Annotated in this window: 20 protein-coding genes; 12 read left to right on the plus strand and 8 right to left on the minus strand. The window is 62.4% G+C overall.

From position 1 onward, the window contains the following. Positions 1-118: 118 nt before the first annotated feature. Complete coding sequence (gene trxA / locus AC3IP0_RS25270; RefSeq protein ID WP_489317390.1) at positions 119-991, plus strand: thioredoxin; 873 nt, start codon at positions 119-121, stop codon at positions 989-991. An 89-nt stretch (positions 992-1,080) separates the two neighbouring features. Here trxA and AC3IP0_RS25275 read toward each other — a convergent pair whose 3' ends face one another. After that, a complete protein-coding gene (locus tag AC3IP0_RS25275) occupies positions 1,081-1,422 on the minus strand; it encodes a hypothetical protein (RefSeq protein ID WP_489317391.1) in 342 nt (113 codons plus the stop codon). A 135-nt stretch (positions 1,423-1,557) separates the two neighbouring features. Between AC3IP0_RS25275 and AC3IP0_RS25280 the strand changes: the two genes are divergently transcribed. The 5 genes from AC3IP0_RS25280 to AC3IP0_RS25300 all read left to right on the plus strand — a co-directional run bounded on the left by AC3IP0_RS25280 (position 1,558) and on the right by AC3IP0_RS25300 (position 5,700). Next, positions 1,558-2,148, plus strand: a complete 591-nt coding sequence (locus tag AC3IP0_RS25280; RefSeq protein WP_489317392.1) for a DUF2796 domain-containing protein — start codon at positions 1,558-1,560, stop codon at positions 2,146-2,148. A 123-nt stretch (positions 2,149-2,271) separates the two neighbouring features. After that, complete coding sequence (locus tag AC3IP0_RS25285; protein WP_489317393.1) at positions 2,272-2,982, plus strand: ABC transporter ATP-binding protein; 711 nt, start codon at positions 2,272-2,274, stop codon at positions 2,980-2,982. Position 2,983: 1 nt separating this feature from the next. Then, the gene (locus tag AC3IP0_RS25290; protein WP_489326165.1) at positions 2,984-4,249 is read left to right on the plus strand and encodes an ABC transporter permease; all 1,266 of its coding nucleotides are present in this window, start codon (positions 2,984-2,986) and stop codon (positions 4,247-4,249) included. An 11-nt stretch (positions 4,250-4,260) separates the two neighbouring features. Continuing rightward, positions 4,261-4,779 carry a DUF3299 domain-containing protein gene (locus AC3IP0_RS25295; RefSeq protein ID WP_090451674.1) on the plus strand — a complete coding sequence of 173 codons (519 nt, stop codon included), beginning with the start codon at positions 4,261-4,263 and terminating at the stop codon, positions 4,777-4,779. A gap of 222 nt (positions 4,780-5,001) precedes the next feature. Further along, positions 5,002-5,700: an OmpW/AlkL family protein gene (locus AC3IP0_RS25300; RefSeq protein ID WP_489317395.1), complete on the plus strand. Its 699-nt coding sequence runs from the start codon at positions 5,002-5,004 to the stop codon at positions 5,698-5,700. 199 nt (positions 5,701-5,899) lie between these two features. Here AC3IP0_RS25300 and AC3IP0_RS25305 read toward each other — a convergent pair whose 3' ends face one another. Both AC3IP0_RS25305 and AC3IP0_RS25310 read right to left on the minus strand, forming a co-directional pair. Then, positions 5,900-6,829: an NAD-dependent epimerase/dehydratase family protein gene (locus AC3IP0_RS25305; protein WP_489317396.1), complete on the minus strand. Its 930-nt coding sequence runs from the start codon at positions 6,827-6,829 to the stop codon at positions 5,900-5,902. Then, positions 6,822-7,706: a sugar nucleotide-binding protein gene (locus tag AC3IP0_RS25310; RefSeq protein WP_046041630.1), complete on the minus strand. Its 885-nt coding sequence runs from the start codon at positions 7,704-7,706 to the stop codon at positions 6,822-6,824. The genes AC3IP0_RS25305 and AC3IP0_RS25310 overlap by 8 nt, the downstream gene beginning before the upstream one ends. A gap of 216 nt (positions 7,707-7,922) precedes the next feature. Here AC3IP0_RS25310 and AC3IP0_RS25315 point away from each other — a divergent pair, with 216 nt between their 5' ends. Further along, positions 7,923-12,230 carry a DEAD/DEAH box helicase gene (locus tag AC3IP0_RS25315; protein ID WP_489326167.1) on the plus strand — a complete coding sequence of 1,436 codons (4,308 nt, stop codon included), beginning with the start codon at positions 7,923-7,925 and terminating at the stop codon, positions 12,228-12,230. Positions 12,231-12,383: 153 nt separating this feature from the next. Here the strand turns inward: AC3IP0_RS25315 and AC3IP0_RS25320 are convergent, their stop codons facing one another. Further along, on the minus strand, positions 12,384-14,507 hold the full coding sequence (locus tag AC3IP0_RS25320; protein WP_489317398.1) for a mechanosensitive ion channel family protein: 2,124 nt from the start codon (positions 14,505-14,507) through the stop codon (positions 12,384-12,386). Between the two features lie 205 nt (positions 14,508-14,712). On the opposite strand from AC3IP0_RS25320, the gene AC3IP0_RS25325 reads away from it, so the two are divergent. The 4 genes from AC3IP0_RS25325 to AC3IP0_RS25340 all read left to right on the plus strand — a co-directional run bounded on the left by AC3IP0_RS25325 (position 14,713) and on the right by AC3IP0_RS25340 (position 19,137). Continuing rightward, positions 14,713-15,924 (plus strand): MFS transporter, encoded by a 1,212-nt coding sequence (locus AC3IP0_RS25325; protein ID WP_489317399.1) that lies wholly within the window; start codon positions 14,713-14,715, stop codon positions 15,922-15,924. A 186-nt stretch (positions 15,925-16,110) separates the two neighbouring features. Then, the gene (locus AC3IP0_RS25330; protein WP_489319824.1) at positions 16,111-16,875 is read left to right on the plus strand and encodes an endonuclease/exonuclease/phosphatase family protein; all 765 of its coding nucleotides are present in this window, start codon (positions 16,111-16,113) and stop codon (positions 16,873-16,875) included. After that, positions 16,872-18,164, plus strand: a complete 1,293-nt coding sequence (gene clsB / locus AC3IP0_RS25335) for a cardiolipin synthase ClsB (RefSeq protein WP_489317400.1) — start codon at positions 16,872-16,874, stop codon at positions 18,162-18,164. Before AC3IP0_RS25330 ends, clsB begins: the two co-directional genes overlap by 4 nt. Next, positions 18,151-19,137, plus strand: coding sequence for a lysylphosphatidylglycerol synthase domain-containing protein (locus AC3IP0_RS25340; RefSeq protein ID WP_489317401.1), 987 nt, complete (start codon positions 18,151-18,153; stop codon positions 19,135-19,137). The genes clsB and AC3IP0_RS25340 overlap by 14 nt, the downstream gene beginning before the upstream one ends. A 36-nt stretch (positions 19,138-19,173) precedes the next feature. Here the strand turns inward: AC3IP0_RS25340 and AC3IP0_RS25345 are convergent, their stop codons facing one another. The 3 genes from AC3IP0_RS25345 to AC3IP0_RS25355 form a co-directional block, all read right to left on the minus strand. Beyond that, on the minus strand, positions 19,174-19,941 hold the full coding sequence (locus AC3IP0_RS25345) for an alpha/beta hydrolase family protein (protein WP_489326169.1): 768 nt from the start codon (positions 19,939-19,941) through the stop codon (positions 19,174-19,176). After that, a complete protein-coding gene (locus AC3IP0_RS25350) occupies positions 19,931-21,037 on the minus strand; it encodes a DUF3182 family protein (RefSeq protein ID WP_489317403.1) in 1,107 nt (368 codons plus the stop codon). The genes AC3IP0_RS25345 and AC3IP0_RS25350 overlap by 11 nt, the downstream gene beginning before the upstream one ends. 198 nt (positions 21,038-21,235) lie before the next feature. Beyond that, on the minus strand, positions 21,236-22,228 hold the full coding sequence (locus AC3IP0_RS25355) for a GlxA family transcriptional regulator (RefSeq protein ID WP_489317404.1): 993 nt from the start codon (positions 22,226-22,228) through the stop codon (positions 21,236-21,238). Between the two features lie 101 nt (positions 22,229-22,329). On the opposite strand from AC3IP0_RS25355, the gene AC3IP0_RS25360 reads away from it, so the two are divergent. Beyond that, positions 22,330-22,878 carry a cysteine hydrolase family protein gene (locus tag AC3IP0_RS25360; protein ID WP_489317405.1) on the plus strand — a complete coding sequence of 183 codons (549 nt, stop codon included), beginning with the start codon at positions 22,330-22,332 and terminating at the stop codon, positions 22,876-22,878. A 104-nt stretch (positions 22,879-22,982) separates the two neighbouring features. Here the strand turns inward: AC3IP0_RS25360 and AC3IP0_RS25365 are convergent, their stop codons facing one another. Next, positions 22,983-23,501 carry a single-stranded DNA-binding protein gene (locus AC3IP0_RS25365; RefSeq protein ID WP_007984430.1) on the minus strand — a complete coding sequence of 173 codons (519 nt, stop codon included), beginning with the start codon at positions 23,499-23,501 and terminating at the stop codon, positions 22,983-22,985. Positions 23,502-23,503: the final 2 nt, after the last annotated feature.

A 23,503-nucleotide genomic window follows, 5' to 3' on the forward strand; every position in this document is an offset into this window, starting at 1 on the left:
CCTTCGGCAGCTCCTACAGGGTTGAATATTTACTCGGTCAATGTAGGAGCTGCCGAAGGCTGCGATCTTTTACGCCAGCCCTTATAGTGAGCATATTCACGCTTCCAAGAGATCCCCCATGAGTCAGGAAACGCCGTACATCTTCGACGCCACGACTGCCGATTTCGACCAGTCGGTGATCGAGAACTCTTTCCACAAGCCTGTACTGGTGGATTTCTGGGCCGAATGGTGCGCGCCCTGCAAAGTGCTGATGCCAATGTTGCAGAGCATTGCCGAGAGCTATCAGGGTGAGTTGCTGTTGGCGAAGGTCAACTGCGACCTCGAACAAGACATCGTCGCCCGCTTTGGCATTCGCAGCCTGCCGACCGTGGTGCTGTTCAAGGACGGTCAGCCGGTAGACGGCTTTGCCGGTGCCCAGCCGGAATCCGCCGTGCGTACCCTGCTCGAACCCCATGTGCAGATGCCGCCACCGGCCGCCGCCGATCCGTTCGAACAGGCCCAGGCGCTGTTCGACGACAGTCGTTTTGCCGATGCCGAAGCCCTGCTCAAAGTGATCCTGGGTGAAGACAACACCAACGCCAAGGCACTGATCCTGTACGCGCGCTGCCTGACCGAGCGCGGTGAACTGGGCGAAGCGCAAGCCGTGCTGGATGCGGTCAAGAGCGACGAACACAAGGCCGCGCTGGCCGGCGCCAAGGCACAGATCAAGTTTCTCGGTCTGGCCAAGGACTTGCCGGATGCCGCCGACCTGAAGGCCCGACTGGCGAAAGACCCGCTGGACGATGAGGCGGTCTATCAACTGGCGATCCAGCAACTGGCCCGTCAGCAGTACGACGCCGCGCTGGATGCATTGCTCAAGTTGTTCACCCGTAACCGCAGCTACAGCGAAGGCTTGCCGCACAAGACCTTGCTGCAGGTGTTCGAGTTGCTGGGCAACGATCATCCGTTGGTGAGCACGTACCGCCGCAAGTTGTTTGCCGCCCTCTATTAAAAATCAAAAGATCGCAGCCTGCGGCAGCTCCTACAGAGGATATGTATTCACCCTGTAGGAGCTGCCGCAGGCTGCGATCTTTTTACGGTCTACTCGATCCAGCTGTAGAGCGGCGTATCCCCGCCGCTCACTACCTTCACGTCCGAACTATGGCGCAGGCGTACCAGCAGGCGTTTGCCCGCCGCCGCACTGCCGGTCAGCCCTTCGAGTTGATCGAGCAGGTCCGGCCCGCTGAGCTGTCCTGCCTTGCGCAGCAAATCCCTGGCGATCTGCCACAGCGCATCATCCTGATTCAGCGGTTTCGCCGCTGGCGCGCTGACCGGGGATTTTTCCACCTGCAACTGCGCCCCTAGCCGCGCCCAGTCCGCGTCGTCCATCTCCAGGGTCAAATCCACCGGCCAGTCGCCGATGCTTCCGCGAATTCGCAACATAGGTCTGCTCCCGCACATTTCTTCCCGGCATGCTCCCATGGGACTTGTGCAACGCCAAGCAGGCAGTCAAACTCTCCGCACTTACGTTATAAGATTACATAACAATTTCTTCATTTTACTTTTCGGAGACTCGTCATGCGTCGTCTGCTTCTCGCTCTGCCGTTTGCCATGTTGCCGCTGGCTGTCGCCCATGCCGCCGCCGAACACGATCATGAGCATGGCAGCCTGGGCGCCCACGAACATGGCGTGGGACGCCTGAACGCGACGCTGGACGGCAAGACCCTGGAGCTGGAGCTGGAAAGCCCGGCCATGAACCTGGTGGGTTTCGAGCATGTCGCCACCAGCGATGCAGACAAAGCCAAAGTCGCCGCCGCCCGCGCGCAACTCGAGCAACCACTGGCCTTGTTCAACCTGCCAAAAGCCGCCGGTTGCGTGGTGGAAAACCAGGAACTGGAAAGCCCGCTGTTCGGCGACAAGCCCGATGCCGACGACGATCATGACGAAGACGCCAAGGACGAAGACGGCCACGAACATCACCATGATCACAGCGAAATCCACGCTCACTATCAGTTCACCTGCGCCACGCCGGATGCATTGAAGACCCTGGACCTGGCGAATATTTTCACCCGCTTCCCGGCCACCCAAAAAATTCAGGTACAACTGATCGGCCCGAGCGGGCAGCAAGGGGTTGAAGTGACTGCCAAGGCTGCTGCCCTAAAATTCTGAATCCACTGAAGATCACCCTGTAGGAGCTGCCGCAGGCTGCGATCTTTTGACCTTCAACGATCAAAAGATCGCAGCCTGCGGCAGCTCCTACACAGGTCAATCAACACCCATGAAATCGGCTAAATGACCCAAGCACTCATCGAACTGTCCGACCTTGGCTTCAGCTGGCCCGGTCACCCGCCGCTGCTGGACATCCCGGCGTTTCGCCTGGAGCGCGGCGAAACCCTGTTCCTCAAAGGCCCCAGCGGCAGCGGCAAGACCACCCTGCTCGGTCTGCTCGGCGGCGTGCAAAAGCCTGATCGCGGCTGCATCCGCCTGCTCGGCCAGGAACTGACGCAACTCTCGGCCGGCGCCCGCGACCACTTTCGCGTCGATCACACCGGCTACATCTTTCAGCAGTTCAACCTGCTGCCGTTTCTGTCGGTGCGTGAAAACGTCGAACTGCCCTGCCACTTCTCCACACTGCGCGCCGAACGGGCGAAACAACGCCATGGCAGTGTCGACAAAGCCGCCGCCACGCTGCTCGCCCACCTGGGTTTGAAGGATGAAAACATCCTCGGTCGCCGCGCCGATTCGTTGTCCATCGGCCAGCAGCAACGGGTCGCCGCCGCCCGCGCACTGATCGGTCAACCGGAACTGGTGATCGCCGACGAGCCGACCTCGGCCCTCGATTACGACGCCCGCGAGAACTTCATTCGCCTGCTGTTCGCCGAGTGCCGCGAAGCCGGGTCGAGCCTGTTGTTCGTCAGCCATGACCAGAGCCTGGCGCCGCTGTTCGACCACAACCTGTCGCTGGCCGAACTCAATCGCGCCGCTACCCCGTCCGAGGTCTGAGATGTATCTGTTTCGTCTAGCCATGGCCAGCCTGGCTAACCGCCGCTTCACCGCGATCCTCACCGCGTTCGCCATCGCCCTGTCGGTATGCCTGTTGCTGGCAGTGGAGCGCGTGCGCACCGAAGCCAAGGCCAGTTTCGCCAGCACCATCAGCGGTACCGACCTGATCGTCGGTGCCCGCTCAGGTTCAGTGAATCTGTTGCTGTACTCGGTATTCCGCATCGGCAACGCCACTAACAACATCCGCTGGGACAGCTTCGAACACTTCGCCAGCAACCCGAAAGTGAAGTGGGCGATCCCGATGTCCCTCGGCGATTCCCATCGCGGCTACCGGGTGATGGGCACCACCGAAGCCTACTTCGAGCATTATCAGTACGGCCGCCAGCAACACCTGGAACTGGCCGATGGCCGGGCCTTTGCCACCGACCCGTTCGAAGTGGTGCTCGGCGCCGAAGTGGCCGATGCACTGCACTACAAACTCGGTGACAAACTGGTGCTGGCCCACGGCGTGGCGGCGATCAGCCTGGTCAAGCACGACGACAAACCGTTCACCGTGGTCGGCATTCTCAAGCGCACCGGCACCCCGGTGGACCGCACGCTGCACATCAGCCTTGGTGGTATGGAAGCCATTCACATCGACTGGCATAACGGTGTGCCGGCCCGGGGCGAGGGTCGCATCACCGCCGACCAGGCGCGCAACATGGACCTCACGCCGCAAGCGATCACCGCGTTCATGCTCGGCCTCAACAACAAGATTTCGACCTTTGCCCTGCAACGGGAAATCAACGAATTCCGCGGTGAGCCGATGCTGGCGATCTTGCCGGGCGTGGCGTTGCAAGAGCTGTGGAGCCTGATGGGCACCGCGGAAAAAGCCTTGTTCGTGGTTTCGTTGTTTGTGGTGCTGACCGGATTGATCGGCATGCTCACGGCCATTCTTACCAGCCTCAATGAACGCCGCCGGGAAATGGCGATCCTGCGCTCGGTGGGCGCACGCCCCTGGCACATCGCGACGCTGTTGGTACTCGAAGCCTTTGCCCTGGCGCTGTCGGGCGTGATCGCCGGCGTGGCGCTGCTGTATGTGTGCATCGTGGCGGCCCAGGGTTATGTGCAAGCCAACTACGGTCTGTTCCTGCCGCTGTCCTGGCCGAGCGAGTATGAATGGACGCTGCTCGGTGGCATCCTGATCGCCGCGCTGCTGATGGGCAGCGTGCCGGCCTGGCGCGCCTATCGCCAATCCCTGGCCGATGGCCTGTCGATCCGTTTATGAGGACGTTGAAAATGCCCCGCGCTGTACTTGCGCTGTTGATGTTGGTCGCCCTGCCCCTGTGGGCGGCCCAGCCAAAAGACCTGACCTGGTCGGAGATGATCCCGCCCGACGCGCCGAAAGAAGTGCCGAACATGACGCCGCTGCACGATCTGTCGCAGATGAGCAGCACGCTCTCGGCAGAGTCGGCGCCAGCAGCCAAACAGGACATGCCCAACGCACCGGTGGTCAAGACCCTCGATGGCCAGAACATTCGCTTGCCTGGCTACATCGTGCCGCTGGAAGTGAGCGAGGAAGGCCGCACCACGGAGTTTCTGCTGGTGCCGTATTTCGGCGCCTGCATCCATGTGCCACCACCACCGTCGAACCAGATCGTGCACGTCAAGAGCGAAGTCGGCGTGAAGCTCGACGAGTTGTATCAGCCTTACTGGATCGAAGGCGCGCTGCAGGTCAAGGCGTCCACCAGCGAGTTGGCGGATGCCGGGTATCAGATGGAGGCGGACAAGATTTACCTGTATGAATTGCCGGAGTGAGTCCGGTGGTTTTGTGCTGTCTGTCAGTCCCTCTTCGCGAGCAGGCTCGCTCCCACATTGGAATGCGTTCCACCTGTGGGAGCGAGCCTGCTCGCGATGAGGCCTTCAAAATCACCACAAAATCCAACCCCTTCCCACTTTCATTGAGCTGCATCAAAAGACCGAATAGTTAGCCGGCTTACCATTGGACATCGAACATTTTTAACGTCCTTTGGAGCCCCCATGAACAAGTCCATGCTCAGCGCTTCGCTGGTTGCCCTCGCGCTCGCAGCCCCGCTCGCCCACGCCTTCGAGGCCGGCGACATTCTCCTTCGCGCCGGTGCAATCACCGTCAACCCGGAAGCCGACAGCTCCAGCGTCAAGGTTGATCAAGGCCCGCTGGCGGGTGCCGACCTGGGTGGCAAGGCGACACTGAGCAGCGACACGCAACTGGGCTTGAACTTCGCCTACATGCTCACCAACCACCTGGGTATCGAGCTGCTGGCGGCCACACCGTTCGAGCATGACGTGAAACTCAAGGGTACGGCCCTGAGCGCGGCCAACGGCAAACTCGGCACCCTCAAGCACCTGCCACCGACCTTGAGCCTGGTGTACTACCCGCTGGATCCGAAGTCGGCCTTCCAGCCGTACGTCGGCGGCGGCATCAACTACACGTATATCTACGACGAACACGTTGGCAGCCAGGCGCAGTCCGCCGGTTTCAGCAACTTCAAGGCGGAAAACTCCTGGGGCCTGGCGTGGCAGGTCGGTGCTGACTACATGCTGACCGACAACATCATGATCAACGCCCAGGTGCGCTACATCGACATCGATACCCGCGCCACCGTCGAGAACAACTCGATTGCCCCAGGTACCCGGGCACGTGTGGACGTCGATGTAGACCCGTTCATCTACATGGTGGGTCTGGGTTACAAGTTCTAAAGAACGTTCACGTGGTGGTGAATGAGGCTTGGTGGCGAACAGACTAAATACTGACGGCGACTGCTTCGCAGTCGAACGGGACGATGCGGCGATCCGACAAGCTCCCTCGCCACAGGAATTGCACAAGCTGTAAGTAAATTCCGGCCGTGAAAAAGGCGCCTGTAAAAAGGCGCCTTTTTCATGTCCGCAGGGCAGCGATCTAACGCCCCAGCAACCGCGCCAGCCCCACACGCATCGGAGTCTGCTCCGTGGTACTGAAGCGTTCCAACAGGCGCCGGTTGTTCGCCCGGGAATGACGGATGTCACCGGAACGCGCCGGGCCGTAGCTCACCGGTGGCAGCTTGCCGACCACGGCTTCGAGCGCTTCGAGCATTTGCTTGAGGGTCGTCGCCTGGTTCCAGCCAACGTTGACCGCACCGGCTTCAACCCGGGGCTTCTCGATGGCCTGCACCAGGAGGTCGACCAGGTCTTCGACGTAGACAAAATCCCGAGTCTGCTCACCGTCGCCGAACACCGTGATCGGCAAGCCCTTCAGTGCGCGCTCGCTGAAAATGCTGATCACCCCGGAGTACGGCGAGGACGGATCCTGGCGCGGACCGAAGATGTTGAAGAAGCGGAAAATCACCGGTTCCAGCGCATGCTGGCGGCGGTAGAAGTCGAAGTATTGCTCGCTGGCCAGTTTGTCCACCGCGTAAGGCGTCAGAGGCGCCTTGGGTGTGTCTTCGTCGATCGACTCACCTTCGCCATTGTTGCCATACACCGCCGCACTGGAGGCAAACAGCACGCGTTTGACCCCGCTCTGGCGCATGGCTTCGCAGACGTTCAGCGTGCCGATGAAGTTGCTCTGGTGCGTGCGTACCGGATCGTCCACCGAGGCCTGCACCGAAGCCACGGCCGCGAGGTGCGCCACGGCGCTGCATCCGGCCATCGCCTGGGCAACCAAAGCCGCATCGGCCACGTCGCCGACGATCAGTTCGACCCTGGGATTGTCCAGCGGCAGATTGCTGCGCTTGCCGGTGGACAGGTCATCGAGAATCCGCACCGCATGGCCCTTGGCAAGCAGCGCGTCAGTCAGGTGTGAACCAATGAAACCGGCACCACCGGTGATCAAAACGGGGCCGTCAGCCATGGCGATAGAACCTGTCCAGTAGACCGGGAAGCGCCGCACGCCAGGCGCGTGGCTTGATCCCGAAGGTGTGCAGAATTTTCTTGCAGGCCAGTACCGCGTGTTGCGGTTCTTCGGCAGCATCCGGACGCGCGGCGTGGGCCTGGGCGGTCGGGGCTTCGATGGCCAGCGGATGCAGGCTGCGGGCTTCGGTCAGAATCGCCTGCCCCAGCGCCAGCGGCGTGGTCGCCTCATGCCCGGCGTAGTGGTAGGTGCCCCACAGCGGCGCGGCGCAATCGAGTTGCTTGAGCACTGAAATGATGACGCGGGCGGCATCATCGACCGGCGTCGGATTGCCCCGTCGGTCGTCGGCCATCAGCAGCTCTTCGGGTTGTTCGGCACGGGCGAGGAAGCGGCCAAGGGCGCCATCCGGGCTGTCATCCAGCAGCCAGCCGAAACGCAGCAGCACGTGTTGCGGGCAGGTGGCGCGCACGCTTTGCTCGATCCGCCACAACGCCTGACCCCGCAGGCCCAAGGGCACCGGTTCGTCTTTTTCGCTGTAGGCGGTGGCGCGGGAGCCGTCGAACACGCGATAACTGGAAGGTTGCAGCAGGACGATGTTGTGGTGCTGGCACAGTTCGGCCAGACGCTCGATCGCGCGTTCCTGGCCGGCCAGGCGCGATTCGCTCACTGCCTCGGCCTGAAACCAGTCGAAGTAGTAGGCAAGGTTGATCAATGCATCGGGACGGGTGTCGTCGAGCAGTTGTGTCAGGCTCGCGGCATCCCAGCCGTCTTGCGGCGGGCGGGGGGCGAGGAAACCGATGTCTTCCTCCGCACCGAGGCGAATCAGCGCCTGCCCAAGGGCATTTCCGCCGCCCAGTAACATAAGGCGCATTCGCATAGAGTCAGCAGGCCCAGTCTGATTGAAACAATGGCGTTATCGACACCGCGCCCAGGCGATGTCGTTGATAATTGCCGGAATCGTTGCATTTTGCGGGTTTAGTGCGCAACCGTCACCCGTAAAGTGTAGATGCCTGAGTTTTGCAGTGCTGCCACAGGTTTACCGGCCAGCCAGCGAGACTTGCATCTTGCGCCCCCCACCCGCATAAATTGCTGCATGAACCTGCCCATCCCCGCAGACAGTGCCCTGAGCGGCTTCCACCCTGCCGTCAGCGCCTGGTTCAGCCACACGTTCCCGGCGGTCACCGCCGCCCAGGCCCGGGCGTGGCCGTTGATCCGCCAGCGCCGTTCGACCCTGGTCGCCGCGCCCACCGGTTCCGGCAAGACCCTCACCGCCTTTCTCGCCGTCATCGACGACCTGGTGCACCGTGGCCTGGAAAGCCCCGAAGGCTTGCCCGACGCCACCCTGGTGGTTTACGTCTCGCCGCTCAAGGCGCTGTCCAACGACATCCAGATCAACCTGCAAAACCCGCTGGCCGGCATTACCGAGCAATTGCGCGTGATGGGCCTGCCGCAATTGCAGATCAGCACCGCCGTGCGCACTGGCGATACGCCGCAAAAAGATCGTTCGGCGATGCGCAAAACAGCGCCGCACATTCTGGTGACCACGCCGGAATCCCTGTATGTGCTGCTCGGCTCCGATTCCGGCCGGCAGATGCTCGGCACCACACAAACGGTAATCGTCGACGAGATCCACGCCATGGCCGCCAGCAAACGCGGCAGCCATCTGGCCCTGAGCCTTGAACGCCTGCAAGCACTCTGCCCGGAGCCGCTGCTGCGCATCGGTCTGTCGGCCACGCAAAAGCCCATCGAAGCCGTCTCGCGCTTCCTGGTCGGTCGCGACCGCCCGTGCGAGATCGTCGACATCGGCCACGCCCGCCCCCGCGACCTGGACATCGAAGTGCCGCCCGTGCCGCTATCGGCCGTGATGGCCAACGATGTCTGGGAACTGGTGTACGACCGCCTCGCCGCCCTCGCCCGGGAACACCGGACCACGCTGATTTTCGTCAACACCCGGCGCCTGGCCGAACGTCTGAGCCGGCACCTCAGCGAACGGCTGGGCAAGGACGCCGTGGCAGCCCACCACGGCAGCCTTGCCAAGGAATTTCGCCTGGACGCCGAGCAGCGTCTCAAGCGCGGCGACCTGCAAGTGCTGATCGCCACGGCGTCGCTGGAGCTGGGCATCGACATCGGCGACGTCGACCTGGTGTGCCAGGTCGCCTCGCCGCGTTCGATTGCCGGGTTTCTGCAACGGGTCGGCCGTTCCGGGCACCAGGTCGGCGGCACGCCCAAGGGCCGATTGTTTGCCACCACCCGCGACGACCTGATCGAATGCGCCGCGCTGCTCGACTGCGTGCGCCGGGGCGAACTCGATACCTTGCTGATCCCGCAAGCGCCGCTGGACGTGCTGGCGCAGCAGATCATCGCCGAGGTCAGTTGTCAGGAATGGTCGGAGCAAGCGCTGCTGGAAATGCTGCGCCGCGCCTCGCCCTACGCCGCACTCGACGACAAACACTATCAGGCGCTGCTGCACATGCTCGCAGAGGGTTACAACGGCCGACAGGGCATCCGTAGCGCCTATCTGCACCGCGACGCCGTGAGCCGCACCCTGCGCGGCCGCCGGGGCGCGAAACTGACGGCGGTGACCAGTGGCGGGACCATTCCGGACAACGCCGACTACAGCGTAATGCTGGAGCCTCAAGGGCTGAACATCGGCAGCATCAACGAAGACTTCGCCGTGGAAAGCATTGCCGGGGATATCTTCCAGTTAGGCAACACGTCCTATCGGATCCTGCGGGTGGAAACCGGCAAGGTCCGGGTCGAGGATGCCCAGGGCCAGCCGCCGACCATTCCGTTCTGGCTCGGTGAAGCACCGGGGCGCAGCGCCGAATTGTCCTCGGCGGTGGCGCGCTTGCAGGCACAACTCGACGACCTGCTGGGGGCTGCGCCAGGCAACTTGCAGACAGCGCTCGACTGGCTGACCGGAACACTGGGCCTGAACCTCGCCAGCGCCGAACAACTGGTGGACTACCTGGCCCGCGCGCGGCAAACGCTGGGTGCCCTGCCATCCCAAGACACGCTGCTGATGGAGCGTTTTTTCGACGAGTCCGGCGGCACGCAACTGGTCATTCACACGCCGTTCGGCAGCCGCATTAACCGCGCCTGGGGCCTGGCCCTGCGCAAGCGTTTCTGTCGCACCTTCAACTTCGAATTGCAGGCCGCCGCCAGCGAAGACGCCATCGTGCTGTCGCTGTCCACCAGCCACAGTTTTGAACTGGACGACGTCTGGCGCTACCTGCACAGCAACAGCGCCGAACACATCCTGACTCAAGCCGTGCTCGACGCGCCGCTGTTCGGCGTGCGTTGGCGCTGGAATGCCGGCGTGGCCCTGGCGCTGCCGCGCTACAGCGGCGGGCGCAAAGTCCCGCCGCAGATCCAGCGGATGAAAAGCGAAGACCTGATCGCCAGCGTGTTTCCCGATCAAATCGCCTGCGTGGAAAACCTCGCCGGCGAACGGGAGATTCCCGACCATCCTCTGGTGGAACAGACCCTCGACGATTGCCTGCACGACGCCATGGACAGTGAAGGTTGGCTGGCACTGTTGCGGCGCATGGAACGCGGCGACATTCGCCTGATCAGCCGCGACTTGCCGGCGCCTTCGCCACTGGCGGCGGAGATTCTCAGCGCCCGGCCCTATACCTTTCTCGACGATGCGCCGCTGGAGGAGCGCCGCACCCAAGCGGTGCTCAATCGGCGCTGGAGCGACCCGCAATCCACCGACGACCTCGGTGCGCTGGACGCCGAGGCGATTGCCGCCGTGTGCGACGAAGCCTGGCCGGCGCCCTCCGGTGTCGACGAAATGCACGAGGCCTTGATGAGCCTGGCGTGCATCACCGACGCCGAGGCCGGCGCTAATCCACAGTGGCTCGACTGGCTCACGACCCTGGCCGACTGCGGACGCGCGAGCCGTTTGCAGATCAATGCCGGGCAATCGCTGTGGCTGGCACTGGAGCGCCTGACCTGCCTGCGGGCAATTTATCCACAGGCCGAATTGACGCCATCGCTGCAAGCGCTGCCGGACTTCGACGAGGTCTGGGAACCCGACGACGCCATCCTCGAACTGATCCGCGCGCGGCTCAGTGCCTTCGGGCCGCTAGCGCTCAATCGCATTGCCGAACCACTCGGCTTGCCCGCTGCACAGGTCAACCAGGCCCTGGCGCAACTGGAACGCGAAGGCTACGTGCTGCGCGGTCGCTTCACTCCGGGCACCGCCCAGGAAGAATGGTGCGAGCGGCATTTGCTGGCGCGGATTCACCGCTATACGGTCAAGCGCCTGCGCCGGGAAATCGAACCGGTGGCGTTGCAGGATTTCATGCGATTTTTGTTCGACTGGCAGCATGTGTCGAGCGCAAGCCAGGGCCAGGGCGCGGCAGTTTTGCCGGCCGTTATTGCGCAATTCGAAGGCTACCCCGCCGCCGCTTCAGCCTGGGACAGCGACATCCTGCCAGCACGGATCAAGGACTACTCGGCAACCTGGCTCGATGAGCTGTGCCGCAGCGGCAAACTAGTGTGGACGCGCCTGACTGCGCACAACAAAAGCGCCAGCACCGCGCTGCGCAGCACGCCGATTGTGTTGCTGCCGCGCAACCGGGTCGGCCTCTGGAGCGGCTTGACCGAACAAACGCCGGTCAGCGAACTGTCGCCGAAAACGCAAAAGGTCCACGCCGCCCTCAGCCAGCATGGCGCGCTGTTTTTCGATGAGCTGATCCATGAGGCCCACCTGCTGCGTTCGGAGCTGGAAATCGCCCTGCAGGAACTGGTGGGCGCCGGGCTGGTGAATGCCGATAGCTTTGCCGGATTGCGCGCACTGATCACCCCGGCCAGCAAGCGCCAGCCGCGCAACGGTCGGCGTGGACGCGGGGCATTCATCGGCGGCATGGACGACGCCGGACGCTGGGCCCTGTTGCGACGCGCACCTGCCGCGCCGGTGGTACAAAACCAGCGGACGCCTGCCGAAACCCTTGAACACATCGCCATGACCTTGCTGCGCCGCTATGGCGTGGTGTTCTGGCGCTTGCTGGAACGTGAGGCGGACTGGCTGCCGAGCTGGCGCGAACTGCTGCGCACTTTCCATCGCCTGGAGGCACGCGGCGAGATTCGCGGCGGGCGGTTCGTCAGTGGCCTGGCGGGCGAGCAATTCGCCCTGCCCGAGGCGATTCCATTGCTGCGGGAGGTGCGGCGTCGCCCCCATGACGGCAGCCTGGTCGCGGTGTGCGGGGTCGATCCGCTGAACCTCGCCGGCACGCTATTGCCCGGCGCGAAAGTCCCGGCACTGGCGAGCAATCGGCTGGTGTATCGCGATGGTTTGCCGGTTGCTGCCGAGATCGCGGGCAAGCAGCAGTTCTGGGGAGAGCTGGATCAGCACAGTGGTGCCGAGGTGCGCAACAAACTGATCCGGCATTGAGGTTGTCTGGTCTGGCGCCTTCGCGAGCAAGCCCGCTCCCACATTGGATCTATGTTCGGACGCAGATTGGTGTTCCAACACAAAACCCTGTGGGAGCGGGCTTGCCCGCGAAGAGGCCATCACAGCCAACAAAGAACCTCAGGACAAAACCTTCTACTGAGACCGCGGCCGATCCGGCATCAACACAGCAGCATGCTCTGGCTCGATCTCCGGCGGCGCTTCGACCGGATGCCGCGGCACCAGCGCCTGCTGTGGATAAGTCTGCGCGAAGTTCACCCACGGGCAGTTATCCACAAGCTTTTTCAAACGCTGGTTGAAGGCCCGGCTCACCGCGTATTGACCACCGGACACCGTGCGGAATTGCGCGGTCAGCACCACACCGTTGAGGTCCATCTTGTCGACGCCAAACACATCCAGCGGCCCTTGCAGGTTGTAGCGCAGGAACGGGTCGTTGCTGATGGAATGCCCGGCCTCGCGGATCAGTTCGATGGCCTTGTCGACATCGGTGTCGTAGGTGAATTGCACCGAGAAAAACGCATAGGCGAATTGCCGCGATTGGTTGGTCACGGCCTTGATCTGCCCGAACGGCACCGAGTGCACGAAGCCCTTGCCGTCGCGCAGGCGCAAGGTGCGGATGGTCAGGCCTTCGACGGTGCCTGCGTGACCGGAATCGAGCACCACCCAGTCACCGATGGACAGGGTGTCTTCGATGATGATGAACAGCCCGGTGATCACGTCCTGTACCAGTTGCTGGGAACCGAAACCGATCGCCAGGCCGATGACCCCGGCACCGGCCAGGAACGGCGCGACGTTGATCCCCAGGTTGGCCATGGTGGTGATCGCGCAAATCACCACCAGGATGATTTTGATCGCGTTGCGCAACAGCGGCAGGATGGTTTTAACCCGCGTACTCGGCTGGCGCGCCGAGCGCTTGTTGGTCGGTGGTTTCAGGGCTTCCTGAATCGCCGTGTCGAGCAACACCCAGACCATCCAGGTCACCAGCAGGATCAGACCGATGTGGCCCAGGGAATCACTGATCGCCCGGCCCACGGCATTGCTAACCGCGAATTCGAACAGCGACACGCCCCAGATCCGCCCGAGAATATCGATGAACACGATAGCCATGCCGATACGCAGCAAGGCGTGGGACAAATTGAGAAAGCGTTCCTTGTAGGCGCTGCTGCGGCGCAGGTCCGCTTCGCTGCGCGCCTTGAACAGATGATGCAGCGTGGTGCTGAGGAACACAGTGGCAATCAGCAACACCGTGGTGAACAAGGCGCTGCGCAGCACTCTCTGGTTGTCGGCCCCGGCGCCGATCAGGTTGATGATCGAAACCAGTACCATCAACAGAATCGGCCAATACCAGAGCCCGGAAAATATCCGCAGGGTTTCACGCAATGCCGGCTGCCTGAGGCGCTGGGCCAGCGGCAGGATGCGGATCACCTGGGCGACCGGGCGGCGCATGCGGATCACCAGCAAGCCGAAGGACATCGACGCTGCCAACCCGGTGAACACGGCGATGCTGCTGGTGAGATTGTTGCCCAGTTGATGAGCGATCTGCGGGCTGGTCAGGGCATCGCTCAATGCCACCAGAAAGCCGATAACGAACAAAGGTCGTGGACTCTTCTCGCGGATGATCTGCACCGCCCGCCGCTTGTGCCCGGTATTGAACACCACTACCAGCGACAGCACCAATGACGCGGCAAATATCCCCGCGCTGGCGGCATAAGTCAGACACAGCGCCAGCGCCCGTCCCGCCGATATCGGCAAAAAGTGACTGGCATAAATCGTCAACGGCAGACTGATCACCGCCGCAAGGGTGTAGGGCAGCACGTAGCCGAGCAAAGCCTGGCCCCGTTCACGACTGAGCAGCAGACGATGCTCGCACAGGCGCCGGGCGGCCATCCGTCCAAGCAGCCATAGACAGGCAAACACCACCGCCCACACGCAGGTCAGCAGCAGGAAATCGCCGGCGACGCTCCAGGGCGAACGGGCCGAAGGCTGATTGACCAACTGATCCACCTCATCAGCCGCGCGGTCGGCACGCAGGCGCCAGACGTCGACGAGGTTTTCATTGAGATCGAGTTTGGTCTGGACCTCGTCGATGCTTGAACTGATGGCCCCCAGTAATCCGCCTTGCACCAGCGGTTCGGGGTGGGCCGGCGGCGTCGCGGCGGTCGCGGTGGCCGGCAGCCCCGGTATCGCGGCGGCTTCCAGTTGCTCGCTGCCCACAAACAGCAACGCTCCCAGCAGTATCGCGGTCTTGAGCCTGATCAAAGCACCCGCTCCTTTGGCTGTGTCTGTATGGAACTGATCGAGAAATGCCGGGCAAGTTCGGATATAGCTCCCTCGCCACAGACTAACACCCGCGCTCGCGATCTTTGCGCCCAAGGCAAATATCAAATGTCCATCCCTGTATTTTTCTGAACGAGCCAAATCCCGACACTGCGCTCCATCACATCATTGCACCGGAGTTGCAGCCATGCCCATTGCCCTGCTCGCGCTGACCCTCAGCGCCTTTGCCATCGGGACGACCGAGTTCGTCATCGTTGGCCTGTTACCCACCATCGGCACCGACCTCGGCGTCAGTCTGCCATCCGCCGGCCTGCTGGTCAGCCTGTATGCCCTTGGCGTTGCCGTCGGCGCCCCGGTGCTGACCGCCCTCACCGGCAAGGTTCCGCGCAAGTTGCTGCTGTTGTCGCTGATGGTGCTGTTCACCCTCGGCAATCTGCTGGCGTGGCAAGCACCGAGCTACGAGTCGTTGATCCTCGCACGAATCGTCACCGGCCTGGCCCACGGGGTGTTTTTCTCGATCGGCTCGACCATCGCCACCAGTCTAGTGCCGAAGGAAAAAGCCGCCAGCGCGATTGCCATCATGTTCACCGGCCTGACCGTGGCGCTGGTCACTGGCGTGCCGCTGGGGACATTCATCGGCCAGCATTTCGGCTGGCGTGAAACCTTCCTCGCCGTTTCGACCCTGGGCGTGATCGCCTTCATCGGCAGCCTGCTCTACGTGCCGAAAAATATCGCACACAGCAAACCCGCATCGTTGTTGCAGCAATTGCAGGTGCTCAAGCAACCGCGCCTGTTGCTGGTGTATGCCATGACGGCCGTCGGCTACGGCGGCTCGTTCATTGCCTTTACCTTCCTCGCGCCGATTCTTCAGGACCTCTCCGGCTTCAGCGCCGGCACCGTCAGCCTGGTGTTGCTGGTCTACGGCATCTCCGTGGCCGTCGGCAACATCTGGGGCGGCAAACTGGCGGACAAGCGCGGCCCGATCAGCGCCCTGAAAATCATCTTTGCCCTGCTCGCCGCCGTGTTGTTCGTGCTGACTTTCACCGCCGGCAATCCGTGGCTGGCGCTGGCCACCGTGCTGTTCTGGGGCGCCGTGGCATTCGGCAATGTGCCAGGGTTGCAGGTGTATGTGGTGCGTCAGGCTGAGCATCACGCCCCGCAGGCGGTGGATGTGGCATCCGGCCTGAACATCGCGGCGTTCAACCTCGGCATTGCCGGTGGCGCCTGGGGCGGTGGCCTGATCGTCGCCCACATGGGCTTGATTCACACCGCGTGGATCGGCGGTCTGGTGGTGATGGTGGCGCTGGCATTGACCGCGTGGAATGGACGCCTTGATCGCCTCGGCCCGGTCTATGCCGAACACGCTGAGGGTTCTGCCCGCATTATCACGGGCCACTGATAAACCCTGTGGGAGCGAGCCTGCTCCCACAGTTGCTCGGTGGTGCTCTGCAGAAAATGTACCGTCCGTAGCCCCATCGAAACTTTCGCCACCGCCCCAGAGTCATCCAAAGACAGGAGCCGTCAGGCGGGAGACGACATGACAGCGAATCACACCGATATTCCCGCACACTCGAACGCAACCGAGATGCGGGTACAGGGTTCGTCCGTCACTTGTCGTTTCACGGTGCTGACGGTCAACACCCACAAAGGTTTCACCGCGCTGAACCGGCGTTTCATCCTGCCGGAACTGCGTGAAGCGGTGCGCAGCGTGTCTGCCGATGTGGTGTTTTTGCAGGAAGTCCACGGTACCCACGAGCAGCATCCCAGGCACTACACCAACTGGCCGACGATGCCGCAATACGAATTCCTCGCCGACAGCCTGTGGCCGCAGTTCGCCTATGGCCGCAATGCGGTGTATCCAGCGGGCGATCACGGCAATGCGCTGTTGTCGAAGTTCCAGATCATCCGCCACGACAACCTCGACGTGTCCATCAGCGGCCACGAGAACCGCGGAATTCTGCATTGCGTGTTGCGCTTGCCCGGCGATGGCCAGGAAGTGCATGCGATTTGCGTGCACCTTGGGCTGCGCGAAACCCATCGCACCGCACAACTGAAACTGCTCGCCCAGCGCCTGGACGCCCTGCCCGGCGACGCCCCGGTGATTGTCGCCGGGGACTTCAACGATTGGCGCCAGCGCGCCGATGCATTGCTCACGCCCAGCGGTTTGCGCGAAGTCTTCGCCGCGCACCATGGCAAACCGGCGCGCAGTTTCCCCGCGCGCTTGCCGGCGTTGCGCCTGGACCGCATCTACGTGCGCAACCTCAAGGCCAGCCACCCGCGAGTGCTGACCTCCCGGCCCTGGTCGCACCTTTCCGACCACGTCCCGCTGTCGGTGGAGATCGAGCTATGAGCAGCCAGTCGATGGAAAAAACCACGCAGGAACACATCCCCGCTCCGCCGACCCGCGAGCCGACAGCGGTCGATGTCGAATACGGCTGGCAAGGCAGCAATCGGGTCGAGTTGCTGGAAAACGGCGAGGCGTATTTTCCCCGGGTGTTTGAAGCCCTGCGCCGGGCGCAAAGTGAAATCCTGCTGGAAACCTTCATTCTGTTCGAGGACAAGGTCGGCAATGAGTTGCAACAGATCCTGATCGAAGCCGCTCAACGCGGCGTGCGCACCACCGTCAGCCTCGACGGCTTTGGCTGTGGCGAACTGAGTACCGGGTTCCTCACCGCCCTGACCGCCGCCGGCGTGCACCTGCAAATATTCGACCCGGCACCGAAACGCCTGGGCATCCGCACCAACTGGTTCCGGCGCCTGCACCGCAAGATCGTGGTGGTGGATGGCACCGTCGCGTTCGTCGGCGGGATCAACTTTTCCGCCGATCATCTGGCCGACTTCGGCCCCGAGGCCAAACAGGATTACTCCGTAGAAGTGCAAGGCCCGGCCGTGGCCGATATCCATCACTTTGCCCTGCTGCAATGCGGTCGCCCGGCGCACGCCAAATACTGGTGGCACCGCCGTCGGCAGCGGCGCTCGGAACTGGCCTTCAGTGATCACGATGGCCAGGTGCGGCTGGTGTACCGCGACAACGGGGAACACCAGACCGACATCGAGGAGGTTTACCGCCAGGTATTGCGCCAGGCGCAGCGCCGGGTGGTGATCGCCAACGCCTACTTCTTTCCCGGGTTCCGCTTGCTGCGCGAGATCCGCAATGCGGCTCGCCGAGGCGTGGATGTGCGGCTGATCCTGCAGGGCCAGCCAGACATGCGGGTGGCCAGGCTCGCGGCGCGCATGACCTATGACTACCTGCTCAAATCCGGGGTGAAGATCTACGAATATTGCGACCGCCCACTGCACGGCAAGGTCGCGCTGGTGGATGAAGACTGGAGCACCGTAGGCTCGAGCAACCTCGACCCGTTGAGCCTGTCGATGAACCTGGAAGCCAACGTGCTGATCCGCGACCGTGGTTTCAATCGTCATCTGTTCGATCGCCTGGAAGACCTCAGCGACAACCATTGCAAAATCATGTCTCACGACATCGCGCCACGCGGGCGTGTCTGGCACATGACCATCGGTTTTCTGGTGTTTCACTTCCTGCGGCATTTCCCGGCATGGGCCGGTTGGTTGCCGGCGCATAAACCTCGCCTGAAACCCTTCCCCCCTCCGACCGGTAGCGCTGACCATGAACCGCGCTGAGTCCAACACGGCAACTCACGCCAAAAGCCCTGGCAAGTCGCACTGGAGCCGCTGGAAACGACCGCTGACGATGCTGTTTTTCCTGATGCTGATCGTGCTGTTCACGATGCTCGCCCAGCGCCTCGAATGGAGCGAAGTGTTCGATAACCTGGCCGATTTCAAGGTGCGCACGCTGATCATTGCGTCGGGGCTGACCCTGGTGAGTTTTCTGGTGTACGCCTGCTTCGACCTGATCGGCCGCACCTACATCCGCCAGAACCTGACATGGAAGCAGATTCTGCCCGTGGGGATCATCAGCTACGCCTTCAACCTGAACCTCAGCGCCTGGGTCGGCGGCATCGCCATGCGATACCGGCTGTATTCGCGGCTAGGGGTCAGCAAAAGCAACATCGCGAAAATCCTCGGCCTGAGCCTTGCGACCAACTGGTTTGGGTACATGGTGATTGCCGGTGCCGTGTTCAGCAGCGGGCTGGTGCGCATGCCGCCGGGCTGGAAGCTCAGCAGTAGCGCGCTGCAAGGCGTAGGGGTTTTGCTGTTGCTGCTGAGCGCCGGATACCTGGCGGCGTGCCGGTTTGCCAAGCGTCGGGAGTGGGCGATTCGCGGCGTGGAAATTGACTTGCCGTCGCTGCGCATGGCGGTGCTGCAACTGGCGCTCGGTGCCCTGAACTGGTCGCTGATGGCGGCGGTGATTTTCACCTTGCTGCCGAGCAAACTGGACTATCCACTGGTATTGGGCGTGCTGTTGATCAGCGCCATCGCCGGGGTCATCACTCACATCCCGGCCGGGCTCGGCGTGCTGGAGGCAGTGTTCGTGGCGTTGCTGCAACACGAGGTTTCGCGGGGCAGCCTGGTGGCGGGACTGCTGGCCTATCGGGCAATTTATTTCATCCTGCCGCTATTGATTGCCCTGGTGATGTACCTGCTGGTGGAAGCCAAGGCCAAGTCGTTGCGGGTTGCCAGGAAACCCAAGTGATCTGGGGTGTTCTCTTGCCCGCAAGCACACCGCAAATCACCGGGATTGAATAATGCTCAACCGCTCCCCCACCACCATCTCGGTAATCCAGCCGACAAGAATCGAGGTGTAGGCCTGCTGCGAAACCGGGTCGCTCAGCGCGTGGTCGGCGCCATCGATGATGCGATGGGTCAGCGAGTGAGTCTGCTGGCACGCCGCGCGGTAACTCATGATCGTCGAATGGGGCACGTAGTCGTCGGTCTCCGACTGCACCAGCAGGACATCCCCGGTGAATTGCGAGCAGGCATGCAAGGCACGATTGCTGTCGGCACGCACCAGAGTGCTGCGGTAATCACGCAGATCCAGCTTGTCCAGGTCGCGTTTCGGCGCGTGCCATTGCTCGTCGCGATACAGCGCCGGCACCCGCAGCGCCAGCCAGCGCACCGGTCTGAGCGATGTCAGGATCGAGGCCAGATACCCCCCGTAACTGGTGCCGACCACGGCAATCGCCGAGGTATCGAGGGCCGGGTGCGCAAGCAGGCGGTCATAGGCCGCCAGCAAGTCGCGCAAATTGTCTTCCCGGGTCACCCGGGTCAATGGGATGCCGGTGCCACCGGTGTGACCGGTGTGACCGCGCAGGTCGAAGGTCAGGCATACACAACCCAACCCGGCGATGCCTTTGGCGCGTTCCAGATCCCGCTCCTGGCTGCCGCCCCAACCGTGCACGAAGAGCACGCCGGGGACTTTCGATTTGGGGCTCAGGAAGGTCCCGCTCATCTGTTCGTCGTCGATGTCGATCTGAATGGATTCGCTTCTAGCCGTCATAGGATTTAACCGTCACGTACTTGAGGAGAAAGTCACTGGTCTGCGCCGGCCCGCGGTACACCTCGATGGCGTCCGCCGGCAGCGGTTGATCGATGTAGGTTTCCACCGAAGACACACGAATGGCGCACATCCCCGGATCGTTGACAAAACTCTGCAAGGCCGCCACCTCGGCGCTGCTGGCACCGCCCATGCGCCAGGATTGTTCGAGCACGCCACTGCGTGGCCGGCCGTCGCTGCCGACGCCCTGGGCGATGTCGTAGTTGCGCCGCGAGGCATAGAAACCGGGATAGGCTTCATCCGCCGCGTTGTCGAACACCTGTGCCTGATGGATCGCCAGGCGCACGTCTTCCGGCAGATCCAGTTTCAACAATTGGTCATAGCCGCCTGGCACCACCAGCAGGTTAGACCCGCCATACACCTGTTCACCCTGAGCGTCCTCGGTCAAGTATTGATCACCGCAGTAACTGAGTACCTTGCCGCCGATAAAACTCTGGCCGACGCTGTGGGTGATTACCTGGTCCAGGTCCTGTTCGAGCACCACGCCGCAGAACGTAGCCTCAGCCTCTGGCCTGGCAAGCACTTCATCGAAATCGTCGAGGCTTTTGATCACTTCCTGACCACGTCCGGCACAAGCATGGATCGGCTTCAGGCGGATCGGCCCGGTGTACAACAGATGCTCCGCCGCCGGGCGCGCATCTTTCAGGGAGAACACGCTGAGACCGTCGAGCACCACACTACGCACCCGCTCGGAAAACAACGGCGCCCAGCCTGGCGGCGCATGGGCGTGACGGTTGAGCAATCCGTGGCTGATGGCCTTGGTGCAGATGAAGTCGTGGTCGACATAACCGCCCCACAAGTCCTCAGGCCCCTTGACCCCCAGTTGCCGGGCAGCCGCAGCGCCCACCAGGGTCTGCGTCGGCAACAGGTAAATGTCCCGTCCGACATGCAGTTGCGGGTCGTAGCTACCGCCGTACTTGAGCCCCAGTATCTGCGCCAGCCAGCGGGCCAGTGCACGATTGGTTTCAACTTCGTGCTGCGGTGCGTCGGCGAGCACCGAATGGGCGACCACCAGTTTCCTGCGGTTTGTTGGGGTCATGCATCCCCCTTCAGTCGACGCTTGATGAATGTAGCTGAAGGGGTGCAGAGATCAGGCCAAGCTGCCCTGAAGGGAAAGGGTTTTCAAATCAGTCTGTTGCGCAGAACGTGATGGCATGGGGCCTGTTTTATTCTGCACGACGCCCTTTGATATTCCGGCATTTTGCACGACTCCCACACTGGATTTTCGGTGTTCCACTTACCGTGCAGTGGCTCCCGGCGTCACCCCAAACCGCGTCCGATAATCACTCGGCGCCAACCCGGTGATTTTCCTGAACGTCGCACGAAACGCCCCGGGGTCCTGATACCCCACGGTCCAGGCGATGTGATCGATGGTGCCGTTGGTGAACTCAAGCATTTCCCGGGCCTTGCCGACTCGCAGATGCTGGCAGTATTCGGTGGGTTTGAGCCCGGTGGCCGCGCGGAAGCGGCGCAGGAAGGTGCGTTCTTCCAGCCCTGCCTTTTCGGCCATCGCCGCCAGCGACACATCGGTCGCCCCGGTGCTTTGCAGCCAGTGTTGCACCTTGAGGATCGCCGCATCGCCATGGCTGAGGATCGGCGCAAAATTACTGCCGCACTCACTGGCGCTGTCGCTGTGTTCCACCACCAGAAAACGCGCGGTCTTGGTGGCGATGCTCGGCCCCAGCAGCCGGTTGACCAGGCGCAGACCCAGTTCGGACCAGGCCATCAGCCCGGCGGTGGTAATCAGGTCGCCGTCATCGACGATCGGCGTATCGGCCTTGAGCCGTATCGCCGGATAACGTTCGGCGAAGGCTTTGGCCGAGGTCCAGTGGGTGGTGGCGCTACGACCGTCGAGCAGACCGCTTTCGGCCAACAGGATAGAGCCCACGCAAACCCCGCCCAGTGTCGCGCCGCTGGCATGTTGCTCACGCAACCAGCGGATCAATCCCTGTGGCGCCTGACCCTCGGAAAAACCACCGATCGACGGCGGAATCAACACGGCCACCAGGGCGCGCTCCGGGCCAGGATGGCTGTCGAAGACCCGAACCGGCGGCTGATCACCCTCGACCTGCCAATGGCTGACCCGCAACAGCGGCAACTGCGCAGACTGATGTTCGGCTGCAATCCGGTTGGCCACCCCGAACAAGTCCGTCAGCCCATGCACCGCCGCCATCTGCGCGCCGGGATAGATCAGCACACCGAGTTCGGCGATTGCCCTTTCTGCGTCCATTGTCAGTTTTCCCCCTTCTATTGTCGGTGCGGCCAATCCTCGGATCGCCTGCCAGAGCCAATACTTCACTCCACACAAACTCACACTTCGAGGAATCAGTCATGGCCAAGCAAGCGCTCATCGTAGTCGATATCCAGAACGACTACTTCCCCCAAGGCAAGTGGCCACTGGTCGGTGCCGACGCCGCTGCCGACAACGCCGTCCGCCTGATCAAGGCCTTCCGCGACGCGGGGGACTCTGTGGTGCACATCCGCCACGAATTCACTTCCGAAGAGGCGCCGTTTTTCACCCCGAACTCCGAAGGCGCCAAGCTGCACCCGAAAGTGCTCAACCGCGCCGACGAACCGGTGGTACTCAAGCACTTCGTCAACTCGTTCCGCGAAACCGAGCTGAAATCGATCCTCGACGAGCAGGGCATCAAGGAACTGGTGGTCGTGGGCAGCATGAGCCACATGTGCGTCGACGGCATCACCCGTGCGGCGGCGGATTTTGGCTATACGGTCACCGTGATCCACGATGCCTGCGCCACCCGTGACCTGGAGTTCAATGGCGTGACGGTTCCGGCGGCGCAGGTTCATGCGGCGTTCATGGCGGCCCTGGCGTTTGCCTATGCCAGCGTGGTGTCGACCAACGAGTTCCTGGCAGCCTGAGTCTGCGATTAAATTCCACCGCCCATAAAAAACCCGCACTTCAGACCGAAGCGCGGGTTCTGTTTTGTCAGCTTGCCGCTTGTAGCTTGAGGCTTGCAGCTGCTTTAAAACGGAATATCGTCATCAAAGCTGTCGAAATCCGGAGCCGGCTGAGGAGCAGCCTGCTGTGGAGCCGGGCGCGACTGTTGCGGCGCCGACTGCTGTGGGCGCGGAGCCTGCTGGCGCGGAGCGGATTGCTGGTAGTTGTTACCGCCGCCCTGGCCTTGCTGGTCGCCCTGTGGACGGCCGCCCAGCAGTTGCATGGTGCCTTGCATGTCGACCACGATTTCAGTGGTGTAACGCTTGATGCCGTCTTTTTCCCACTCGCGGGTCTGCAGTTTGCCTTCGATGTAGACCTGCGAACCTTTACGCAGGTACTCGCCAGCGATTTCTGCAACTTTGCCGAACATCGACACACGGTGCCATTCGGTCTTTTCGACTTTCTGACCGGTTTGCTTGTCGGTCCACTGCTCGCTGGTCGCCAGACTCAGGTTGGTCACGGCGTTACCGTTCGGCAGGTAGCGAACTTCAGGATCCTGGCCGCAAGTGCCGACCAATATGACTTTGTTAACCCCACGGGCCATTA

Source organism: Pseudomonas sp. GL_103 (assembly GCF_057835175.1).